At 45.5% G+C, this 15,638-nt stretch carries 18 protein-coding genes and 1 pseudogene; 11 read left to right on the top strand and 8 right to left on the bottom strand.

All coding sequences use genetic code 11. The features are described from left to right. Positions 1-2: 2 nt before the first annotated feature. From M3191_RS07570 to M3191_RS07545, 6 genes and pseudogenes are all read left to right on the top strand, one after another. A complete protein-coding gene (locus tag M3191_RS07570) occupies positions 3-506 on the top strand; it encodes an NUDIX hydrolase (RefSeq protein WP_251699573.1) in 504 nt (167 codons plus the stop codon). 121 nt (positions 507-627) lie between these two features. Beyond that, positions 628-1,083 (top strand): GNAT family N-acetyltransferase, encoded by a 456-nt coding sequence (locus M3191_RS07565; protein ID WP_251699571.1) that lies wholly within the window; start codon positions 628-630, stop codon positions 1,081-1,083. Between the two features lie 18 nt (positions 1,084-1,101). Continuing rightward, positions 1,102-2,067: pseudogene (locus M3191_RS07560) on the top strand (S66 family peptidase). 493 nt (positions 2,068-2,560) lie between these two features. Continuing rightward, on the top strand, positions 2,561-3,418 hold the full coding sequence (locus tag M3191_RS07555) for a manganese catalase family protein (protein WP_251699569.1): 858 nt from the start codon (positions 2,561-2,563) through the stop codon (positions 3,416-3,418). Between the two features lie 123 nt (positions 3,419-3,541). Beyond that, positions 3,542-3,928, top strand: a complete 387-nt coding sequence (locus M3191_RS07550) for a hypothetical protein (protein ID WP_251699567.1) — start codon at positions 3,542-3,544, stop codon at positions 3,926-3,928. A 140-nt stretch (positions 3,929-4,068) separates the two neighbouring features. Continuing rightward, positions 4,069-4,449 carry a CopG family transcriptional regulator gene (locus tag M3191_RS07545; protein ID WP_251699565.1) on the top strand — a complete coding sequence of 127 codons (381 nt, stop codon included), beginning with the start codon at positions 4,069-4,071 and terminating at the stop codon, positions 4,447-4,449. 35 nt (positions 4,450-4,484) lie between these two features. Here the strand turns inward: M3191_RS07545 and M3191_RS07540 are convergent, their stop codons facing one another. The 5 genes from M3191_RS07540 to M3191_RS07520 all read right to left on the bottom strand — a co-directional run bounded on the left by M3191_RS07540 (position 4,485) and on the right by M3191_RS07520 (position 8,868). Beyond that, complete coding sequence (locus tag M3191_RS07540; RefSeq protein ID WP_353056520.1) at positions 4,485-4,868, bottom strand: VOC family protein; 384 nt, start codon at positions 4,866-4,868, stop codon at positions 4,485-4,487. 31 nt (positions 4,869-4,899) lie between these two features. Continuing rightward, positions 4,900-5,370, bottom strand: coding sequence for a DinB family protein (locus M3191_RS07535; protein ID WP_251699562.1), 471 nt, complete (start codon positions 5,368-5,370; stop codon positions 4,900-4,902). A gap of 9 nt (positions 5,371-5,379) precedes the next feature. Continuing rightward, positions 5,380-6,264 carry a hypothetical protein gene (locus tag M3191_RS07530; RefSeq protein WP_251699560.1) on the bottom strand — a complete coding sequence of 295 codons (885 nt, stop codon included), beginning with the start codon at positions 6,262-6,264 and terminating at the stop codon, positions 5,380-5,382. A 119-nt stretch (positions 6,265-6,383) separates the two neighbouring features. Further along, positions 6,384-7,913, bottom strand: a complete 1,530-nt coding sequence (gene dacB / locus M3191_RS07525; RefSeq protein WP_251700109.1) for a D-alanyl-D-alanine carboxypeptidase/D-alanyl-D-alanine endopeptidase — start codon at positions 7,911-7,913, stop codon at positions 6,384-6,386. Between the two features lie 235 nt (positions 7,914-8,148). Then, complete coding sequence (locus tag M3191_RS07520) at positions 8,149-8,868, bottom strand: YebC/PmpR family DNA-binding transcriptional regulator (protein WP_251699558.1); 720 nt, start codon at positions 8,866-8,868, stop codon at positions 8,149-8,151. 354 nt (positions 8,869-9,222) lie between these two features. On the opposite strand from M3191_RS07520, the gene M3191_RS07515 reads away from it, so the two are divergent. Continuing rightward, positions 9,223-9,903 carry a phosphoribosylaminoimidazolesuccinocarboxamide synthase gene (locus M3191_RS07515; protein ID WP_251699556.1) on the top strand — a complete coding sequence of 227 codons (681 nt, stop codon included), beginning with the start codon at positions 9,223-9,225 and terminating at the stop codon, positions 9,901-9,903. Here the strand turns inward: M3191_RS07515 and M3191_RS07510 are convergent. Beyond that, complete coding sequence (locus tag M3191_RS07510) at positions 9,895-10,167, bottom strand: hypothetical protein (RefSeq protein WP_251699554.1); 273 nt, start codon at positions 10,165-10,167, stop codon at positions 9,895-9,897. The two genes, M3191_RS07515 and M3191_RS07510, sit on opposite strands and share 9 nt — an antisense overlap. A gap of 114 nt (positions 10,168-10,281) precedes the next feature. On the opposite strand from M3191_RS07510, the gene M3191_RS07505 reads away from it, so the two are divergent. Next, positions 10,282-10,839: a superoxide dismutase family protein gene (locus tag M3191_RS07505; protein ID WP_251699552.1), complete on the top strand. Its 558-nt coding sequence runs from the start codon at positions 10,282-10,284 to the stop codon at positions 10,837-10,839. Positions 10,840-10,866: 27 nt separating this feature from the next. On the opposite strand, the gene M3191_RS07500 is transcribed toward M3191_RS07505, so the two are convergent. Both M3191_RS07500 and M3191_RS07495 read right to left on the bottom strand, forming a co-directional pair. Then, positions 10,867-12,006: a zinc-dependent alcohol dehydrogenase gene (locus M3191_RS07500; RefSeq protein WP_251699550.1), complete on the bottom strand. Its 1,140-nt coding sequence runs from the start codon at positions 12,004-12,006 to the stop codon at positions 10,867-10,869. Positions 12,007-12,075: 69 nt separating this feature from the next. Continuing rightward, positions 12,076-13,206, bottom strand: coding sequence for a CAP domain-containing protein (locus M3191_RS07495; protein WP_251699548.1), 1,131 nt, complete (start codon positions 13,204-13,206; stop codon positions 12,076-12,078). A 128-nt stretch (positions 13,207-13,334) separates the two neighbouring features. Between M3191_RS07495 and M3191_RS07490 the strand changes: the two genes are divergently transcribed. The 3 genes from M3191_RS07490 to M3191_RS07480 all read left to right on the top strand — a co-directional run bounded on the left by M3191_RS07490 (position 13,335) and on the right by M3191_RS07480 (position 15,634). Further along, positions 13,335-14,213, top strand: a complete 879-nt coding sequence (locus tag M3191_RS07490; protein ID WP_251699546.1) for a putative RNA methyltransferase — start codon at positions 13,335-13,337, stop codon at positions 14,211-14,213. Positions 14,214-14,474: 261 nt separating this feature from the next. Next, complete coding sequence (locus tag M3191_RS07485; RefSeq protein ID WP_251699544.1) at positions 14,475-15,125, top strand: pentapeptide repeat-containing protein; 651 nt, start codon at positions 14,475-14,477, stop codon at positions 15,123-15,125. Positions 15,126-15,169: 44 nt separating this feature from the next. Further along, a complete protein-coding gene (locus M3191_RS07480; RefSeq protein ID WP_251699542.1) occupies positions 15,170-15,634 on the top strand; it encodes a hypothetical protein in 465 nt (154 codons plus the stop codon). Positions 15,635-15,638 lie beyond the last annotated feature (4 nt).

Below are 15,638 nucleotides of genomic sequence, written 5' to 3'. Positions count from 1 at the left end.
CTTTGACAGTTACTCATGTTAATTGGGGTGGACATCAGTTGAGGCTTACGTGGATTCGGGATTTGATGCCGGACCGAGAACTGATCACAAGCGTCCATGCTTTTTGCTTTTATGAAGGCAAACTGCTCATGGTTAACTTGAATGACCGCGGTTGGGATTTTCCCGGAGGTCATATCGAAGCGGGGGAAACAGCGGAAGCTTGCGTCTGTCGCGAAGTGATGGAGGAGGCATATGTGGCGGGTGATTGTACACACTTAGGTGCCATTGAAGTGAGCCATGAAGAAAATCCGTTATGGAATTCATCCAGCCCCTATCCGAAAGTGGGGTATCAAGTATTTTATCGAATGGATATTAGAGAATTTCTGTCCTTTGACGCTGGTTTTGAATCATCGGAGCGGATGCTGATTCAGGCGGAAGAGGCGGCTCATTACCATAAGGGATGGCAGAAGGGTTTTGATGAAATTATGGATGCAGCACTTCGCATTCGTAAATTATCTATTGAATAAGGTGAAATATCTATTGGATATTAGAATATATCTATTGAATAACAGGAGTTATCGATTGAATACTGAACTTTATCACCAAATTGAGACCTTGAGGCTATGTAAAATAAAGGCAGTGGACTGAATGAAGATAATAAAATTACAGCATCATGAAATACCACCATATGACTTACTTCTACTCGCCGATCCTTCTTATGAACTCGTAGAAGCGTACATAACAGATGGCGAATGTTATGTATATAAGGAGAACGAAGACATAATTGGAGTCTTTGTGATAGTTCCATTGTCCGAAGTTACAGTGGAGATTACAAACATAGCAGTCCGTGGAGATAGGCAAAGACAAGGGATCGGCAAGAAATTACTACAAGAAGCAATCAAGGTCGCGAAAAGCAGCGGCTATGAATGGATCGAAATCGGAACGGGAAATTCAAGCATAGGTCAGCTTGCGCTCTATCAAAAATGCGGATTTCGTATTTCGGATGTGATCAAAGACTTCTTCATACAGCATTATGACAAGATCATCATGGAGAACGGCATTCAATGCATCGATATGATTCGGCTTAGGTTAGAGATTCAGTAAAGGGAAGAAGGGATTACGATGATTATACCAAACAAATTAAAGCATGGAGACGAAATTCGGATCATCGCTCCGAGTCGAAGTGCTAGCCTTCTATACGAGGAAGGCGTTCAAACTGCAAAGGAACGATTAGAGAACTTAGGCTTTGTCGTTTCATTCGGTAAACATATTTTTGACAAAGACCTTCAAAACTCCACTTCCATTCAGCAAAGGGTCGAGGATTTACATGATGCATTTGCCGATAAAAATGTAAAAGGCATTTTGACGGTCATTGGCGGTTTTAATTCAAATGAACTCCTTCCTTATATTGATTACGAATTAATTAAAAAGAACACGAAAGTGTTTTGCGGATACAGCGATATTACGGCAATCGGCACAGCAATATCGACGCAGACCGGAATGGTCACGTATTCAGGGCCACATTTCTCGAGCTTTCAAATGCGAAAGGCGCAGGAATACCAAACACATTTCTTTAAGCAATGTCTCATGCAGAATGAACCGTTCGAGTTGAAGCCGTCTGAACACTGGAGCGACGATGCATGGTATTTGGATCAGGAAAACCGTGTCTTTGAGAACACGGTTTGGAAGACATATAACGAGGGGACAGTAAGCGGTGAGCTATGGGGCGGCAATTTATGCACATTGAATTTGCTGCAAGGAACAAAGTACATGCCAATTATCGAAAATGCGATTCTTTTTATCTAAGACGATGAAATGACAATTTCCGAAACGTTCGCCAGAGATTTGACGTCATTACTGCAAAATGCGCAATCCATAAAGGCCCTCGTCATCGGCAGATTTCAACGAGCGTCAAAGATAACGGAGGAGCAATTGCTGTTCATTCTTGATAAGCATCCCATGTTGAAAACGATTCCAGTTCTATATGACGTGGATTTCGGCCATACGCAGCCGATGTTTACATTTCCGATTGGCGGAGAAGTGCAGATTGATGCGGAGAAAGGATCATTGAAACTTGTGAGGTTTTAAGGTGTAAGGGAGGAGTATTCGTTTTAATGAATGTAAATGTATGGTCATTTATAGGTGCACTGCTTTGCATTCCACTATTTTTATTTACGATTTTTACTCCTTCTATCTTTAAACTGTTTCAAATGACGGGCACTCATCCGTTGAATATCGTTTTTGGCATAACATTAGTTGTCTTTTTCCTCGGGCTTGTAGGATTTAAGGACATGAGAGAATGGAAATCCATATCTAGAAGTATAGTGTCACTACTCCTTACTGCTTTATTGATGGTCATAATTGGCTCTATTATAATAGTTGGCAGTTTGCTTAAATGAACATCGTTCATCTGCAAAGCCATATTTGTTTTAACCTAGAAAAAGCGTCTCCGTAAAGGAGGCGCTACTTTTATTTGTTCGATTTTAGTGATTGCCTTACAGCACATTTCCTTATTAACGCATAATTTTCATTATGAAGGACAGTCTAATCCTTAGAAAATAGTTGAAAGGATTGGATCAATTTGTACTACTACAAGGAAGAGCTTATCAATATTATTACTCCTGATAAACCAGATCCTGAAGCTGCAAGAGTTATGCAAGAAATATTAGGTGGCCATTTTGGCGAAATGAGAACGATGATGCAGTATTTCTTCCAAAGCTCCAATTTTAGAGGAAAAGATACTCAATATCGAGATTTGCTCCGTGGCGTTTTTTTGGAAGAAATCGCGCACGTCGAACTCGTTCAAAATACAATCAATCAGCTTTTAAATGACTCTGGTCATTCTGCTGCTCCAGGGAACGCTGGTGTCGACCAAGCTCCACTTAACGACGCTACTAGACATGCAAATCCTCATCACTATATTATTGGCGCGCAGTCTTCTCTACCAGTTGACGCTTCAGGTAACCCTTGGAATGGATCTTGGGTCTATGCTCATGGAAACCTTATCGCGGATTTACTCGACAACTTAGTGCTCGAATCAACGGGAGTTCTCCAGAAAACGCGAATTTATGAAATGAGTTCGAATAAAACATTCCGTGAAACGCTCGCTTTTCTAATCGTTCGTGATAACGCACATCAGAATGCTTTTGCAAAAGCTCTGGAGACGTTAGGTGTCGATTGGGGTAAGATACTCCCAATTCCTAATTATGATATCAACAAGTATCCTGAATGTAGAAAATATGTAGACATGGGATTCCATAATGCGCAATTCAACTTCAGATTAGACCCGACTCGCATAGCTGAAGTTTTCCAAGGTTCCTCTCCAAGTCGGAATGAAGGCACTCTTCAAGTGGTCGATCCGCCTCAAGGTTTCCCGGTGCCGTTAATGCCGGATATGCCGAACGAACATAGCCCTGGAATTCAAGACATGAACCGTTAATTATTAGCCCCTAGCAACGATGCTAGGGGCTTTTGCTTGTCACAAAATCGTCGGGAGACAAACAGGGGATTTCCGATTACGCTGAAAGTAACAAATTGTAAATGTACGTGAGGGGGTATTGGGGTGAAACGATTGTTACTACCAATGTTTCTATTTACCGCTGTGCTAATGACGGGTTGCGCATATGAGTATACGGAAGAAGACGGCTACCGGATGGCGGTCATCAATGAAGGTTTCCCGGTTCCGAAAAATGCCTATGAACTGAAGCCGGAAGATTGTACATCAGAAATCGCGAAGTCGGCGAAGTATAAGCTGAAAGGCATTGGGGATGAAGAGGGAACCCCGCCCGATGACTACTTGCAGGAAATCCGGGAATGGGGAAGGACCGAGCTTGAAGACAAACGAGTCGGTCATGTTCATTATTTCGAGAAAAAAGGCAAAATCATGTCGCTGATCATTCAGAAGAATGTATTTGACGTGTTTGAGATGAGCGATAATGTGGAGTTGTAATAGAAAACAGGAAATGAAGGCGAATGAGGTCTTTCATTTCCTGTTTTTTTCTTTAAAGACCTAATTATCGAAAATCATCTGTACACCATCCATACGGATGGTATATACTATAGTTAACATACAAAAGGGGGATGGTAGGGGTGGCCGAATCTGAAAAGATTACAATTAATATGAACGTTGTCGATTTGGGGAAAGTCGATTTACTTGTTGATCAAGGGTTTTATTCCAACAGAACAGATTTCATAAGGACTTCGATTCGTAGTCAATTGGATACACATGCTGAAGAAGTGAAGGAAATTGTCATTCGAAAATCATATGTCGTAGGGGTAGTGAATTACGGGCGAAAAGAGCTGGAAAAGCTCCGTGACTCTGGGACAATGATTGATGTGAAAGTTGCGGGATTACTCGTGATCTCAGATAACGTCGATGCAGAACTGGTGAAACAGACGATGGCTTCGGTACAAGTAAGAGGTGTATTGAAAGCGAATGCTGAAGTGAAAACAGCTATTCAAGAGCTATGAAAAGACGCCTCCCGGGAAAAAACTGGGAGACGTCTTCATTGTAAGTTCCTTAACGCAATCCGAAACATTGCCTTTTTCTCTTCCTCGTTTTTATATTCGAAGAAACCTAGCTGATTCCCCCAAGGGTCTGTGAAAGTTCCCCATTTGACGGGTACTTCTTCCCTTGAATGAAGTTCGAACCGTTTAACGCCTAATTCTTCCTGAATCCGATTGCGTTCCTTTTCGAGATCAAGTACTCCCAACCTAAGAGGGCCACTATTAACAGAAGGAATACCTTTAGCAACTTGCAACCAACAACCGGGGAGGAGCTCCCACTCGGCAAACCCATCATGCGGAATGAAATTAGGTTCTCTTTTGAGCAAGGTCGTATACCAATCTTGCCCTTTTGCGAACTCTGTTACCCGAACTTGTATCGTCATTTCATACAACAATCGAATCACCTTTTCACTGTTATTCAAACAACTTAACGTTAAGATCTTTCCCAACACAATGGATAAGCATGGCATGCAACTGCCCACGGTGGTGATAGAGGTGTGCTGAAATCTCTAACAACCACTCAAACCGCGTATAGGAAACGCCCCAATACGAAGTTGTCTTTTGCATCAGTTCTTCCTCGGTATAACCAAGATAACGTTTTTCCAAAAATGTAAAGTTAGACAGCAAAGCTTCTTTCATTTCAGCCATGGACACAAGAGAGTTGGTCATATAAAAGTTGCTCATCTGTCCCTCAGAAGCTTCCTCTGAAATGAGTAAATCGGCTTTGCAGATCAGGGCCATATGAGCCAACAGCTGCCCGACTGAAAACTTGTTTTCTGTTGGCTGCACTTCTAAATCGGATTGATCTACTGTATCTATAATATCAATCGTCGACCTAACCACAATATGGATTTGATGCAACACACTTTTTACATACTCACTCATTTCACCACCTCAATCAAACGCCCTCAGGACCCTCAAATTATCAAGCGTCAGCACACCGCTCCATTCCTGCTTAGCGATTTCCCAAACGTCTTCATATCGTCCCCATGCCCATGTTGGCTCCCAGCTGCCATTTTCTGTTTGGCTGGAAGCGAGATGCTGAATGTTTGCAGGGATGATGTCTTTAAAGTCTTCATATAGAAAAGACGTCGGGGATGATACGACTTGAAGAGGAAGCAGGCAATAGTCATGCCATTTTTCCTGATCTGTCGTCACGCTGCGATGGGCAATCTCGCGCACCCTAGCGGAAATTTTCTCTGCTTCTTCCGCAGGCAATTCTCTCATCAATTTCACCAAGCACTGCAATTCATGAAAGTCGTTTGTCGCCTCTTCGTTGGTATAAGCAACCGAGTAGGCAGTCAACTTTTCTAGAAACTCCTTAGGAACAAGCCCCTTGTAATGATGGAGCAATCCAGTCATTTCAGCGCTAGGGTTTCCCCATGGCCAATCACCGCCGTAATTCCACCAGATGGCGCGCGGTGCAGTCTCCACTTCCTTCGGGACGATTTCCCATCCCATCTTTTCCTCGTCAAACGTTTTAAGTGCATATTGAATTGCTCGCTGCACCATCGGCTCAGATTCATCCGCTCCGACGCGAATTAAATGCTGTAATCCAATTGTCGTCGCTAACGCTGACGATGCCTCACATCGGAAATCAGGCTCCAATCCATTTCCGAAACCGCCGTCTTCATTTTGATAAACCTTAAGCTCCTCTAACACTTGCTCCCGGCTCCCATTTTCAAATTCAAATTCGAATAGCGCTTTTTCTAATGGTCGTGCCTCTGTTTTAAGAAAATCCGTGGCTTGTAGATATTGTTCTGTCGCTAGTTTTTCCATTTAAATCCCCACTTTCGAAAGAATGATTAATATGGATACTTTCGCTATTGTTATCTGTGAATCCTTCCCAATTAAAAATAAAGACACCCATTGAATGGATGCCTTTATCTGATAGTCAATTAAAACTCATATTCCGCGAGCACTTTCGCAATCGCATCTTCAATCGGCGTAACAGGTCCGGTTACATAATTGTTGATTAAGATCGAGAAAATCAGTTCCGTGCCATCTTTCGCGGTGACGTAACCGGAAAGGGTTGAGACGCCTGTGATGGATCCGGTTTTTGCCGTAACATTTCCGGCTGTCAACCCACTGCCCATCCGATTGCGGAGCGTGCCCCCGATCATCCGTTCAGGAACGCCCGCAATCGGCAAGGAAGCCTCGAACGCAGGGAACCAGCTTTTCCCCTGGATGTTATACAGTAATTTTGTGAATTCATCTGCAGAAACGAGGTTCTTATGCGACATGCCCGAGCCGTCGCGAAGGACGATCGTATCCGTGTTGACGCCAAATTGCTTCAGTTTATCCTTCATGACAGCAAGACCTGCACTCCAACTGCCTTCGCCGCGCTGTACTTTCCCCATTTCCTTGACTAACGTTTCAGCGTGTCCATTGTTGCTCAACTTCATGAATGGAATGAAAAGTTCCTTTAGCGGCATCGATTTTTTCGAAACGAGCACGGTAGCGTTACCAGGTGTCACACCGGACTTCATCCCGCCGTTTCCGACAAGTTGGATGCCTTGTTCTTCAAGTGACTTCTTAAAGACATCGAGGGTTAATCCTGTTGGCTCCCAAACAGCTGACCATGACTGGGATCTAGTACCTTCTACAGGAATTTTGCCTTCAATAATGATCCTGTTCGTTCCATGCTCACGCGCGATGGAAATGCTTTTCGCTTCGCCTTTCGCCACAGTCGTAGCACGGTTGACAATCTCAACATAGTCCGTTTCCGGAGTGAGTGTCACTTTCGGAAGATCCCCGGCTTTATTGCCAGCATTCACTTCGACAATGACAGTTCCCGCATCATAGTCTTCGTTCGGGGAAAGCGTCAGTGCAGAAACCTGTGCTCCGACATAATTATGCTCATCCGACCAGTTCAAATCCTGGGAATAACGGTCATCATCATACCAACTGTCGTCAGCAATCAGGTTTCCGTTGATCTTGTCGATCCCTTTCGCCTTCAAACCCTTTGCGAATTGATCCAAATCCTTTTTCATCAACGTCGGGTCGCCTTTACCTTTCAGATAAAGATTACCGTGAATCATTTTTCCTTTTACTTGTCCGTCCGTCAGCACTTCTGTCGAGAACTGATAGTCAGGACCCAATATGTCCATTGCCGTCGAGCCCGTCAGCAATTTCATATTGGAAGCAGGGCGTAGCCGGATATCACCTAGGTGGGAATACATCGTTTCACCTGTATCGGCTTTCCGCACACTGACCCCAGTAATTCCCCCTTGGAGCTTCGGGTCTTTTAATATTGCCTGTAATTTTTGGTCTAAAGTTGTCGAATCAATGGATGCTACGGGAGTTGTTTCCCCGGATGCGGCGACAGATGAATACGTTCCTTCATGTGTTACCGGAAATACGGCGATCAAAGCAATTACCATTGCCAGGAAAGCCCTTTTGAGAAGACATTGCTGTTTCATTAACATGCTCACATCCTTTCATCCTTTGTATTTGATTGTACTTCAACTTATTTAAAGTGGGTAGACTGAAAACAGAATATTGGAAATTTGAAGCGTTCTACCTAAATGGGTAAGTAGTCATTATTCATTATATGTATGAAGTGGCATCGCTCATACATACTGAATCCTGTCTAGGCGGTAGTTCGATGATTTCAGGCGATCCATAATAAAAAACCGCCAATCATGGCGGTTTTCACAAGATTTATTCCCCTAAATCAACATTATGATAAACTTGCTGAACGTCTTCCAGGTCATCCAATGCGTCAATCATTTTCTCGAATTGCGCTTGCGCATCAGCATCCAAAGTGACATCATTATGAGCGAGCATCGTCAATTCAGCTACGGAGAATTCTGTGATGCCAGCATCTTTCAAAGCTTCCTGCACAGCATGGAATTGGTCCGGTTCCGCGTAGACAATGACCGTGTCTTCTTCTTCTGAAATATCGCGGACTTCAACGTCTGCTTCCATTAGAAGTTCCAACACTTCATCCGCAGTTTTGCCTTCCAAACCGAAAACGGCAGTGGCGTCGAACATGTATGCAACGGAACCGCTGACACCCATGTTTCCGCCGTTTTTCCCGAATGCAGCTCGCACTTCGGAAGCAGTCCGGTTAACGTTGTTTGTCAATGCATCTACGATGACCATCGATCCGTTCGGGCCGAAGCCTTCGTAGCGAAGCTCGTCATAGTTTTCCTCGGCGCCGCCTTTCGCCTTCTCGATTGCGCGGTCAATGATCGCTTTTGGCACATTGTACGTTTTCGCGCGTTCCACTACCACTTTCAATGTTTGGTTCAACTCTGGATCAGGTTCACCCTGTTTTGCTGCAACATATAATTCACGCCCGAACTTTGCGTAAATACGGCTCGTATTCGCGTCCTTCGAAGCTTTCTTCTCTTTAATATTATTCCATTTCCGGCCCATCTTTTATCACACTCTCTTTCAATCTGAGCATAGATTTCATCGAGCTATTATACACCCGTTGCATGAATGCTGACAAGTGAAAAATCCTTTAATTGGAATGGAGTAAGTTCTCTTTCCTGTGCAAAAAGTTCTCGTTAATTCCCGTAAAGTTTTCGTTCGTTCTCGGAAAGTTCTCGTTCCGACACATAGAGTTCTCATTCACCCGTCAATTTTCACTTTTTAATCAATGAAAACTACCTTATACTATAAGTGAACAAAGGCTGCCTTAATTTCTGCAAAAAACGCAGAAATACGGCAAATCGAACTCTACGTGGTTCGATTCACTACATTTTCGAATAGAGAGGAAACGTGGGCATGGAACTTATATATAAAGGCAAGACGAAAGATGTTTATAAATTGGAAGATGGCAATGTTTTATTGGCATTCAAAGATGATGTGACTGGGGAAGACGGCGTGTTCGATCCGGGAGCGAATACAGTAGGATTGACGATTGAAGGGGCAGGGCAATCAGGCTTGCGCATGACGAAATTCTTTTTTGAGAAATTGGCGGATAAAGGGATTCCGACGCATTATATCGATGCCGATATTGAAAATGTGACAATGACTGTGAAACCGGCAACCGTATTTGGAAAAGGGCTGGAAGTCATTTGCCGGTTCCGTGCTGTCGGAAGTTTCTTGCGTCGTTATGGTGCATATTGCGAAGAAGGACAACCGTTAGATGCATTTGTTGAAGTAACAATTAAAGATGACGACCGCAATGACCCGCCAATCAATGAGGATGCATTGGCGCAGCTCGGCATTTTGACGGGAGAAGAGTATGCGGTATTAGAGAAGTTGACGAAGGACATTTCAATTGTCGTGAAAGAGGAACTTGCGGTGAAGGGGCTTGAGTTGTACGACATCAAGCTCGAATTCGGACGTGATCCGGAAGGAAATATCATGCTGATCGATGAAATTTCCGGCGGCAATATGCGTGTGTATCAAGATGGTGTGTATGTGGCGCCGCTTGACCTGGAGAAATTGGTATTAGCTTAAATAGAGGAGACCGCTGTTCATTCCGATATAGGGGAATGTGCGGCGGTTTTTTTGTGTGTTTGCAATCGCGTCCAAAGTGAGGGATCCCGCGCCCAAAGTGAGGGATCCCGCGCCCAAAGTGAGGCATCCCGCGTCCAAAGCGAGGGCTCCCGCGTCCAAAGCGAGGCACCCAGCGTCCAAAGCGAGGCACCCAGCGTCCAAAGCGAGTCCTCCCGCGTCCAAAGCGAGGCATCCCGCGTCCAAAGCGAGCTCCTCAGCGTCCAAAGTGAAGTACACCTGCTCAAACTATCTTCGACAAATGGGCGGGAAAACTTACCACTACTAAATCCACTCCAGTTGGGCATGCTTGGCAGGAATAAACGTGGAGGAGGAACTACATTGAAGCGAAAACTATTAATGGTAGTACTAATCAGCGTCGTTATCGTAGTGGCGGGATGTGGGAAAGCCAAACAAAAGGTGCCTGTCAGCGCGGAAAAAATGGAAGCGATCGTCACTCCTTTATTGAACACGGAAGGGAAGGAAATCGGTGAAGTGACATTGGTCCAAGAGACGGAAGGCGTTATGATCAATGTGCAGGCGGAGGACTTGCCGCCTGGACTGCATGGAATTCATTTCCATGAAACCGGCGTGTGTACACCACCCGATTTCACTTCTTCCGGAGGGCATTTCAATCCGACCGGGAAGGAACACGGCTTCCACAATCCGAAAGGCTTCCATCTTGGCGATTTGCCGAATATCGAAGTGCCGGAGGACGGGAAAGTGTCGTTCAGGTTGACGAATTCAGAAATTACACTGAAAAAAGGTCAGGAAAACTCCATCCTCGATAAGGACGGAAGCGCAATCGTCATCCACGAAAAGGCGGATGACTACAAGACGGATCCGGCAGGGGATTCTGGTGCACGCATTGCCTGCGCCGCCATCACAGGTAAGAAATAGAAAAAACCGGTCCAAGGACCGGTTTTTTCATGGCTTCAATATCACTTTAATGCAATCATCTTCGTGCTCGTAGAAATGGTGGTAGGCAGCCGATGCTTCCTCCATCGGAACGACATGCGTAATGATTTCCGTCGGATCGAATTCGCCTTTCGTAATCTTATCAAAAAGTGTAGGCATGTAGTGGATGACGGGGGCTTGCCCCATCTTCAGCGTAATATTCCGTTCGAACATATTCCCGAGTGGAAACATGTTGTAGAGCGAACCGTAGACGCCTGTCAGATGGATCGTCCCGAATTTACGCACGGCTTGGTAACCGATTTCCACTGCACTTAACGTCCCGCCTTGCATCTTCAACTTTTGACCGACCTTCTCAGCAATATTCTTCTTTCCATCCATTCCGACACAATCGATGACAATATCAACACCGCCACGGGTGATCTCTTTAATATGAGCGCCCATATTGTCATAGTCATCGAAATTAAAAGCTTCCACTTTGTTCATCTTCACAGCGTGATTCAGCCGATACGGGACATGGTCGACTGCGATGACGCGTTTCGCGCCTTTCATCCACGCGAATTTTTGTGCCATTAATCCGACAGGTCCGCAACCAAGCACGGCAACCGTATCCCCACGCTTCACGCCGGCATGCTCGACGCTCCAATAGGCGGTTGGCAACACATCGGACAGGAAAAGCAACGCCTCGTCAGGAAGCTCGCAAGAATCCGGTACGAGAAACGGTGTGAAATTGCCATACGGGACGCGTAAATATTCCGCCTGGCCGCCAGGATATTCCCCATACCGTTCGGTGAATCCGAAATACCCGCCCGTATCGACATGGGGATTCGGATTCGAATTGTCGCATTGGCTCTCCATCTGATGCTCGCAATAAAAACATTTGCCGCATGAAATATTGAACGGAATGATGACCCGGTCGCCTTTCTTCACTTTCGTTACATTCGGTCCGGTTTCTTCGACAATACCCATCGGTTCATGGCCAATGACATATCCCTTATGTGTAGGCAACGCGCCTAAATAGATATGCAGATCGGACCCGCAAATCGCAGTGGACGTCACCTTGACGATAATATCATCAGGCTTCTCGATCTTCGGTGCCTCAACCTTTTTCACTTGAATATCTTTCACACCTTGGAACGTTACAGCTTTCATTTGAACTCCTCCTTCTCTATCTGCTTCTTCCTATATTCCCCGTAAGAAACAAAAATAGTCGCGAAGAGTTCATTGCAGGAAAAAGTTCTCCGTGTAATACGGCTGCGACTTCTCGTTGAAAGCGACCCCGACGCCGAGGTGGCTATAGTCTTTAATTAATATATTCTCCCGATGCCCTAAGGAATTCATCAATCCCTCATGAGCAAAAATGCTGCTCGATTGCCCATACGCCAAATTTTCACCAGCCCTGCGGAATTTGATATCATCCTCTTTCATCCGATCGAAAGGCGAAAGCCCCTCCAAGTTTTCATGGCTGAAATAGTCTTTGATTGCCATATCGCGGCTATGCTTGCGGGCTGTTTCAGCGATTCTCTCATCCCATCGCAATATCGAGCGGCCGTGCCGGACACGGGCGGCATTCGTCAAATCGAATAGCTGCTCTTCAAACCCATTGCGCAAGGATACATCCCCGCCCGCGTACATGCCCGATTTCCTTTGTTCCAATGCGATCGTGATGAGTTGGACAGCTGTCACGGTATCATTCCGATGCAGATCGTAAAACACGTACATATAGACATCCCCGGCTTTAAAGAGATCCATCCCTTCGTTTTCCTGCAGGACATAGATACTCAAGCCTTTACGGATCTCTTTCAACGGCTCGCCATAAGCTTTCCGGACATCAGCTTTCGGTGTGCCGTACCGGATTCCTGCTTTCGAGGAAATGAGGTCATCATTCGTGTAAATAGCGTTCACTTTCGATTTTTCATCGTATGAAATCATGACGAAATTCTGGTAATCCTCATGATATGTGAACCACTCGGTGCCGTATTCATTCAATGAATAGCTCTTTGGCTCGCCAAGTTCTGCCTTCACTTGTTCCTCGGTTGCACCGAGCTCGATATTATGGATGGACATAGCGGAGTGATCGGGTTTGTCCAAGCTCGGCTTAGCCACTTTGTCGGGAATAAGCTGTTCCACTTCAGATGACTTCGAAGATATATAAAGGAATAATCTATCGGCAGCGTTAAGGATGGAGTTCATGGTGGAAGTGACCGGTTCTTTCTCTAAGATGCTTTCAACCTTTTCGTCAACTGGATTCAGGAAGGAAAGGTCGATGTATTTCGAAACGGGCTCTTCCCATAAAGGTTTTGCGAGATAAAGTGCAACTATGAAAATGATGAATAGAAAAATCCGCTTCACGGAAATCGCCTCCTTTCTAGTATTGTACCCGCTGAAGGTGCGATAGATACAGTTGGACACTTTGATAGTTTGAGTCCGAGCGGAAAGGCGGTATACTGGTAGAACACTATTGGATCGGAGTACAGGAAATGAAAATGACGAAGAAAATGCAAAGCGCTCTAGTGATGGAGAACAATATACAGCTATTCAAATGCCCAATCTGTTCTGCGGAGATGAAAATAGAGGAGCATTCCCGTCTCATCTGCCGGAACATGCACTCATTCGACTTGGCAAAAAGCGGATATGTCAATTTGGCGCCGCAAGCCCATGCAACTAAATATGATAAATCACTGTTTGAAGCGAGGACTGCCGTCATGAGCAGCGGGTTTTTCGAGCCTGTCCTTGAAACTATCATTTCCCATTTGGATGATCAATTGGCGCGAGTTGAGTGTCCTGTCGTATTGGATGCGGGCTGCGGGGAGGGGACCCATTTGCAAACAGTTCATTCTCGGATGCGGACTGGGAGTGTCGGCATAGGCATTGATTTAGCGAAGGAAGGCATTACGGCAGCTTCGAAAGCTTACCCGGGAATCATTTGGAGTGTGGCAGACCTGGCTGCTATGCCGTTTTCGGATGCTCGTATCGATGCAATTTTGAACGTCTTATCACCGGCGAATTACGCGGAGTTTACCCGGCTGCTGAAACCGGGCGGCGTGTTGGTGAAAGTCGTACCGGAAAGCGGGTACTTGCAGGAATTGCGGGACGTCTTTTACGAAGGGAAGCAGCAGAAAGAAGAGGCTGACCCGGTAGCAAGGTTCTCTGAACAGTTCGATGCAGTCGAGACGGAACGGGTAACATACACGTTTGCGCTGCCGGATGGGCTGCTCGCGCCATTGATTCGCATGACGCCGCTCACATGGAATGCGAGTGAAGAGCGGGTTGATGAAGTGATTGCGACGGGAATGAAAGAGATAACGATTGATTTGCGGGTGATTTCGGGTGTTCGGCGGTCGGGGGAAAGCGACTAAGTGGTGATAAAGTCGTTGCGAGCGGTGATAAAGCATGCATGAGCGGTGATAAACCCAGTCTAAGCGGTGATAAACGGTCCATAAGCGGTGATAAGCTCAATGTGAACGGTGATAATCAAGATTTGTAGATCGCTCGGAAGGGGAGAGGACAGATGTTCAGTGGAATAAGTTCGATTCCAAATTGGTTTTATATGTTGGCGTTCATCGTTGTTATACTGCTCGTCATTATTATTGAATGGAAGACGCGATAGGAGGGATTGCATGGCGAATAAAAAGGACAAGCGGGTGAAACCGAAATTGTCGATGGAACATGAGTTGTTGAGGCCTTCAGATATATGGAACCGAGACGGGTTTATAGAAAAAGCGAGATTTGAAGGCGGTGTAATGCCGGGTGCAGATGGGGAGCGCCTCGTGTTCGATAATTGCGTGTTCAAGGATATGTCATTTGCGAACAGTGATTGGAGAGGCGCAGAATTCGTTGATGTATCATTCCAAACATGCGATTTCTCAAACGTTCAAATGGAAAATGTCATGTTTCACCGATGCGAAATCGTTGCTTCCAAGCTGACGGGTATAGATATGGCCAATTCCAATATAGGACATCTCCTCATGAAGGAATGTGACGCCCGCTATGTGAACTTCAATTTTTCTAAAATGAAGGAAGTTGAGTTCGCGGAGTGCAACTTAGAGGATAGTGATTTTTACGAATGCGATTTCAAACAGGTCCGATTTGAAAAGTGCAAGCTTGACGATGCGAATTTCTCGGAAACCGATTTGGATGGCGTGGATTTATCCGACAATACATACGAGCGCATCGAAGTGACAGTGCCGAAGATTGCGGGATGCATCGTGTCGACGGAGCAGGCGCTCGGCTTTGCGCGTGCGCTCGGTCTAACGGTGAGGGATGAATGATGGTATACTGGAAAGACATTTGACAAAGAAAGAGTGGCCAAAACATGCTAACATTCGAACAAAAACAGCAAATCATTGAGACATTCCCTGAACTGACGCGGAAAGAAGTGTCGATGAAGCGGCTCAATTACCATTTTGAAGATAGCCTTTATGAAAAAACAGTCGTTGTGCAGCATCTTCATCCGAACGGCAATGGATTTGTGTACCTGGAAGGGGTCCCGGGTTACGAGACGGATGACCGCGGGCTCGTCAACATCCGTGAAGCGACGGAAGAAGAGTTGAAAAAGACAATCCGCGACGCCATCCGTGCACTTTCAACCGAAGAGGCTGAAGAAGAGGAATCGATTGAAGAAGTGTGGGTGAATGAGGAAGGCCAGAAGCTGACGTTGCTTGGAGAAGAAGGCTATTTCAATATTTACCATGGCGCCAATCTGGAAGAGGGTTTCGGCGATTATCAGGAAGCCGTCGACTATTTGAAAGAGGAGAAATTCAAGCTTAGCAGGGGGTGACGCC

This window comes from Sporosarcina luteola, assembly GCF_023715535.1.
GTDB classification, from domain to species: domain Bacteria; phylum Bacillota; class Bacilli; order Bacillales_A; family Planococcaceae; genus Sporosarcina; species Sporosarcina luteola_B.
The sequence above is the reverse complement of the archived record's forward strand: the minus strand, read 5'-3'. Positions and strand labels throughout refer to the sequence as shown.

Coding starts and splice junctions, on each gene's coding strand:
- M3191_RS07565 (WP_251699571.1), top strand. CDS start 628: ATGAAGATAATAAAATTACAGCATCATGAAATACCACCATATGACTTA.
- M3191_RS07540 (WP_353056520.1), bottom strand. CDS start 4,868: ATGACGATACAAGTTCGGGTAACAGAGTTCGCAAAAGGGCAAGATTGG.
- M3191_RS07535 (WP_251699562.1), bottom strand. CDS start 5,370: ATGAGTGAGTATGTAAAAAGTGTGTTGCATCAAATCCATATTGTGGTT.
- M3191_RS07530 (WP_251699560.1), bottom strand. CDS start 6,264: ATGGAAAAACTAGCGACAGAACAATATCTACAAGCCACGGATTTTCTT.
- dacB (WP_251700109.1), bottom strand. CDS start 7,913: ATGTTAATGAAACAGCAATGTCTTCTCAAAAGGGCTTTCCTGGCAATG.
- M3191_RS07520 (WP_251699558.1), bottom strand. CDS start 8,868: ATGGGCCGGAAATGGAATAATATTAAAGAGAAGAAAGCTTCGAAGGAC.
- M3191_RS07515 (WP_251699556.1), top strand. CDS start 9,223: ATGGAACTTATATATAAAGGCAAGACGAAAGATGTTTATAAATTGGAA.
- M3191_RS07500 (WP_251699550.1), bottom strand. CDS start 12,006: ATGAAAGCTGTAACGTTCCAAGGTGTGAAAGATATTCAAGTGAAAAAG.
- M3191_RS07490 (WP_251699546.1), top strand. CDS start 13,335: ATGAAAATGACGAAGAAAATGCAAAGCGCTCTAGTGATGGAGAACAAT.
- M3191_RS07485 (WP_251699544.1), top strand. CDS start 14,475: ATGGCGAATAAAAAGGACAAGCGGGTGAAACCGAAATTGTCGATGGAA.
- M3191_RS07480 (WP_251699542.1), top strand. CDS start 15,170: ATGCTAACATTCGAACAAAAACAGCAAATCATTGAGACATTCCCTGAA.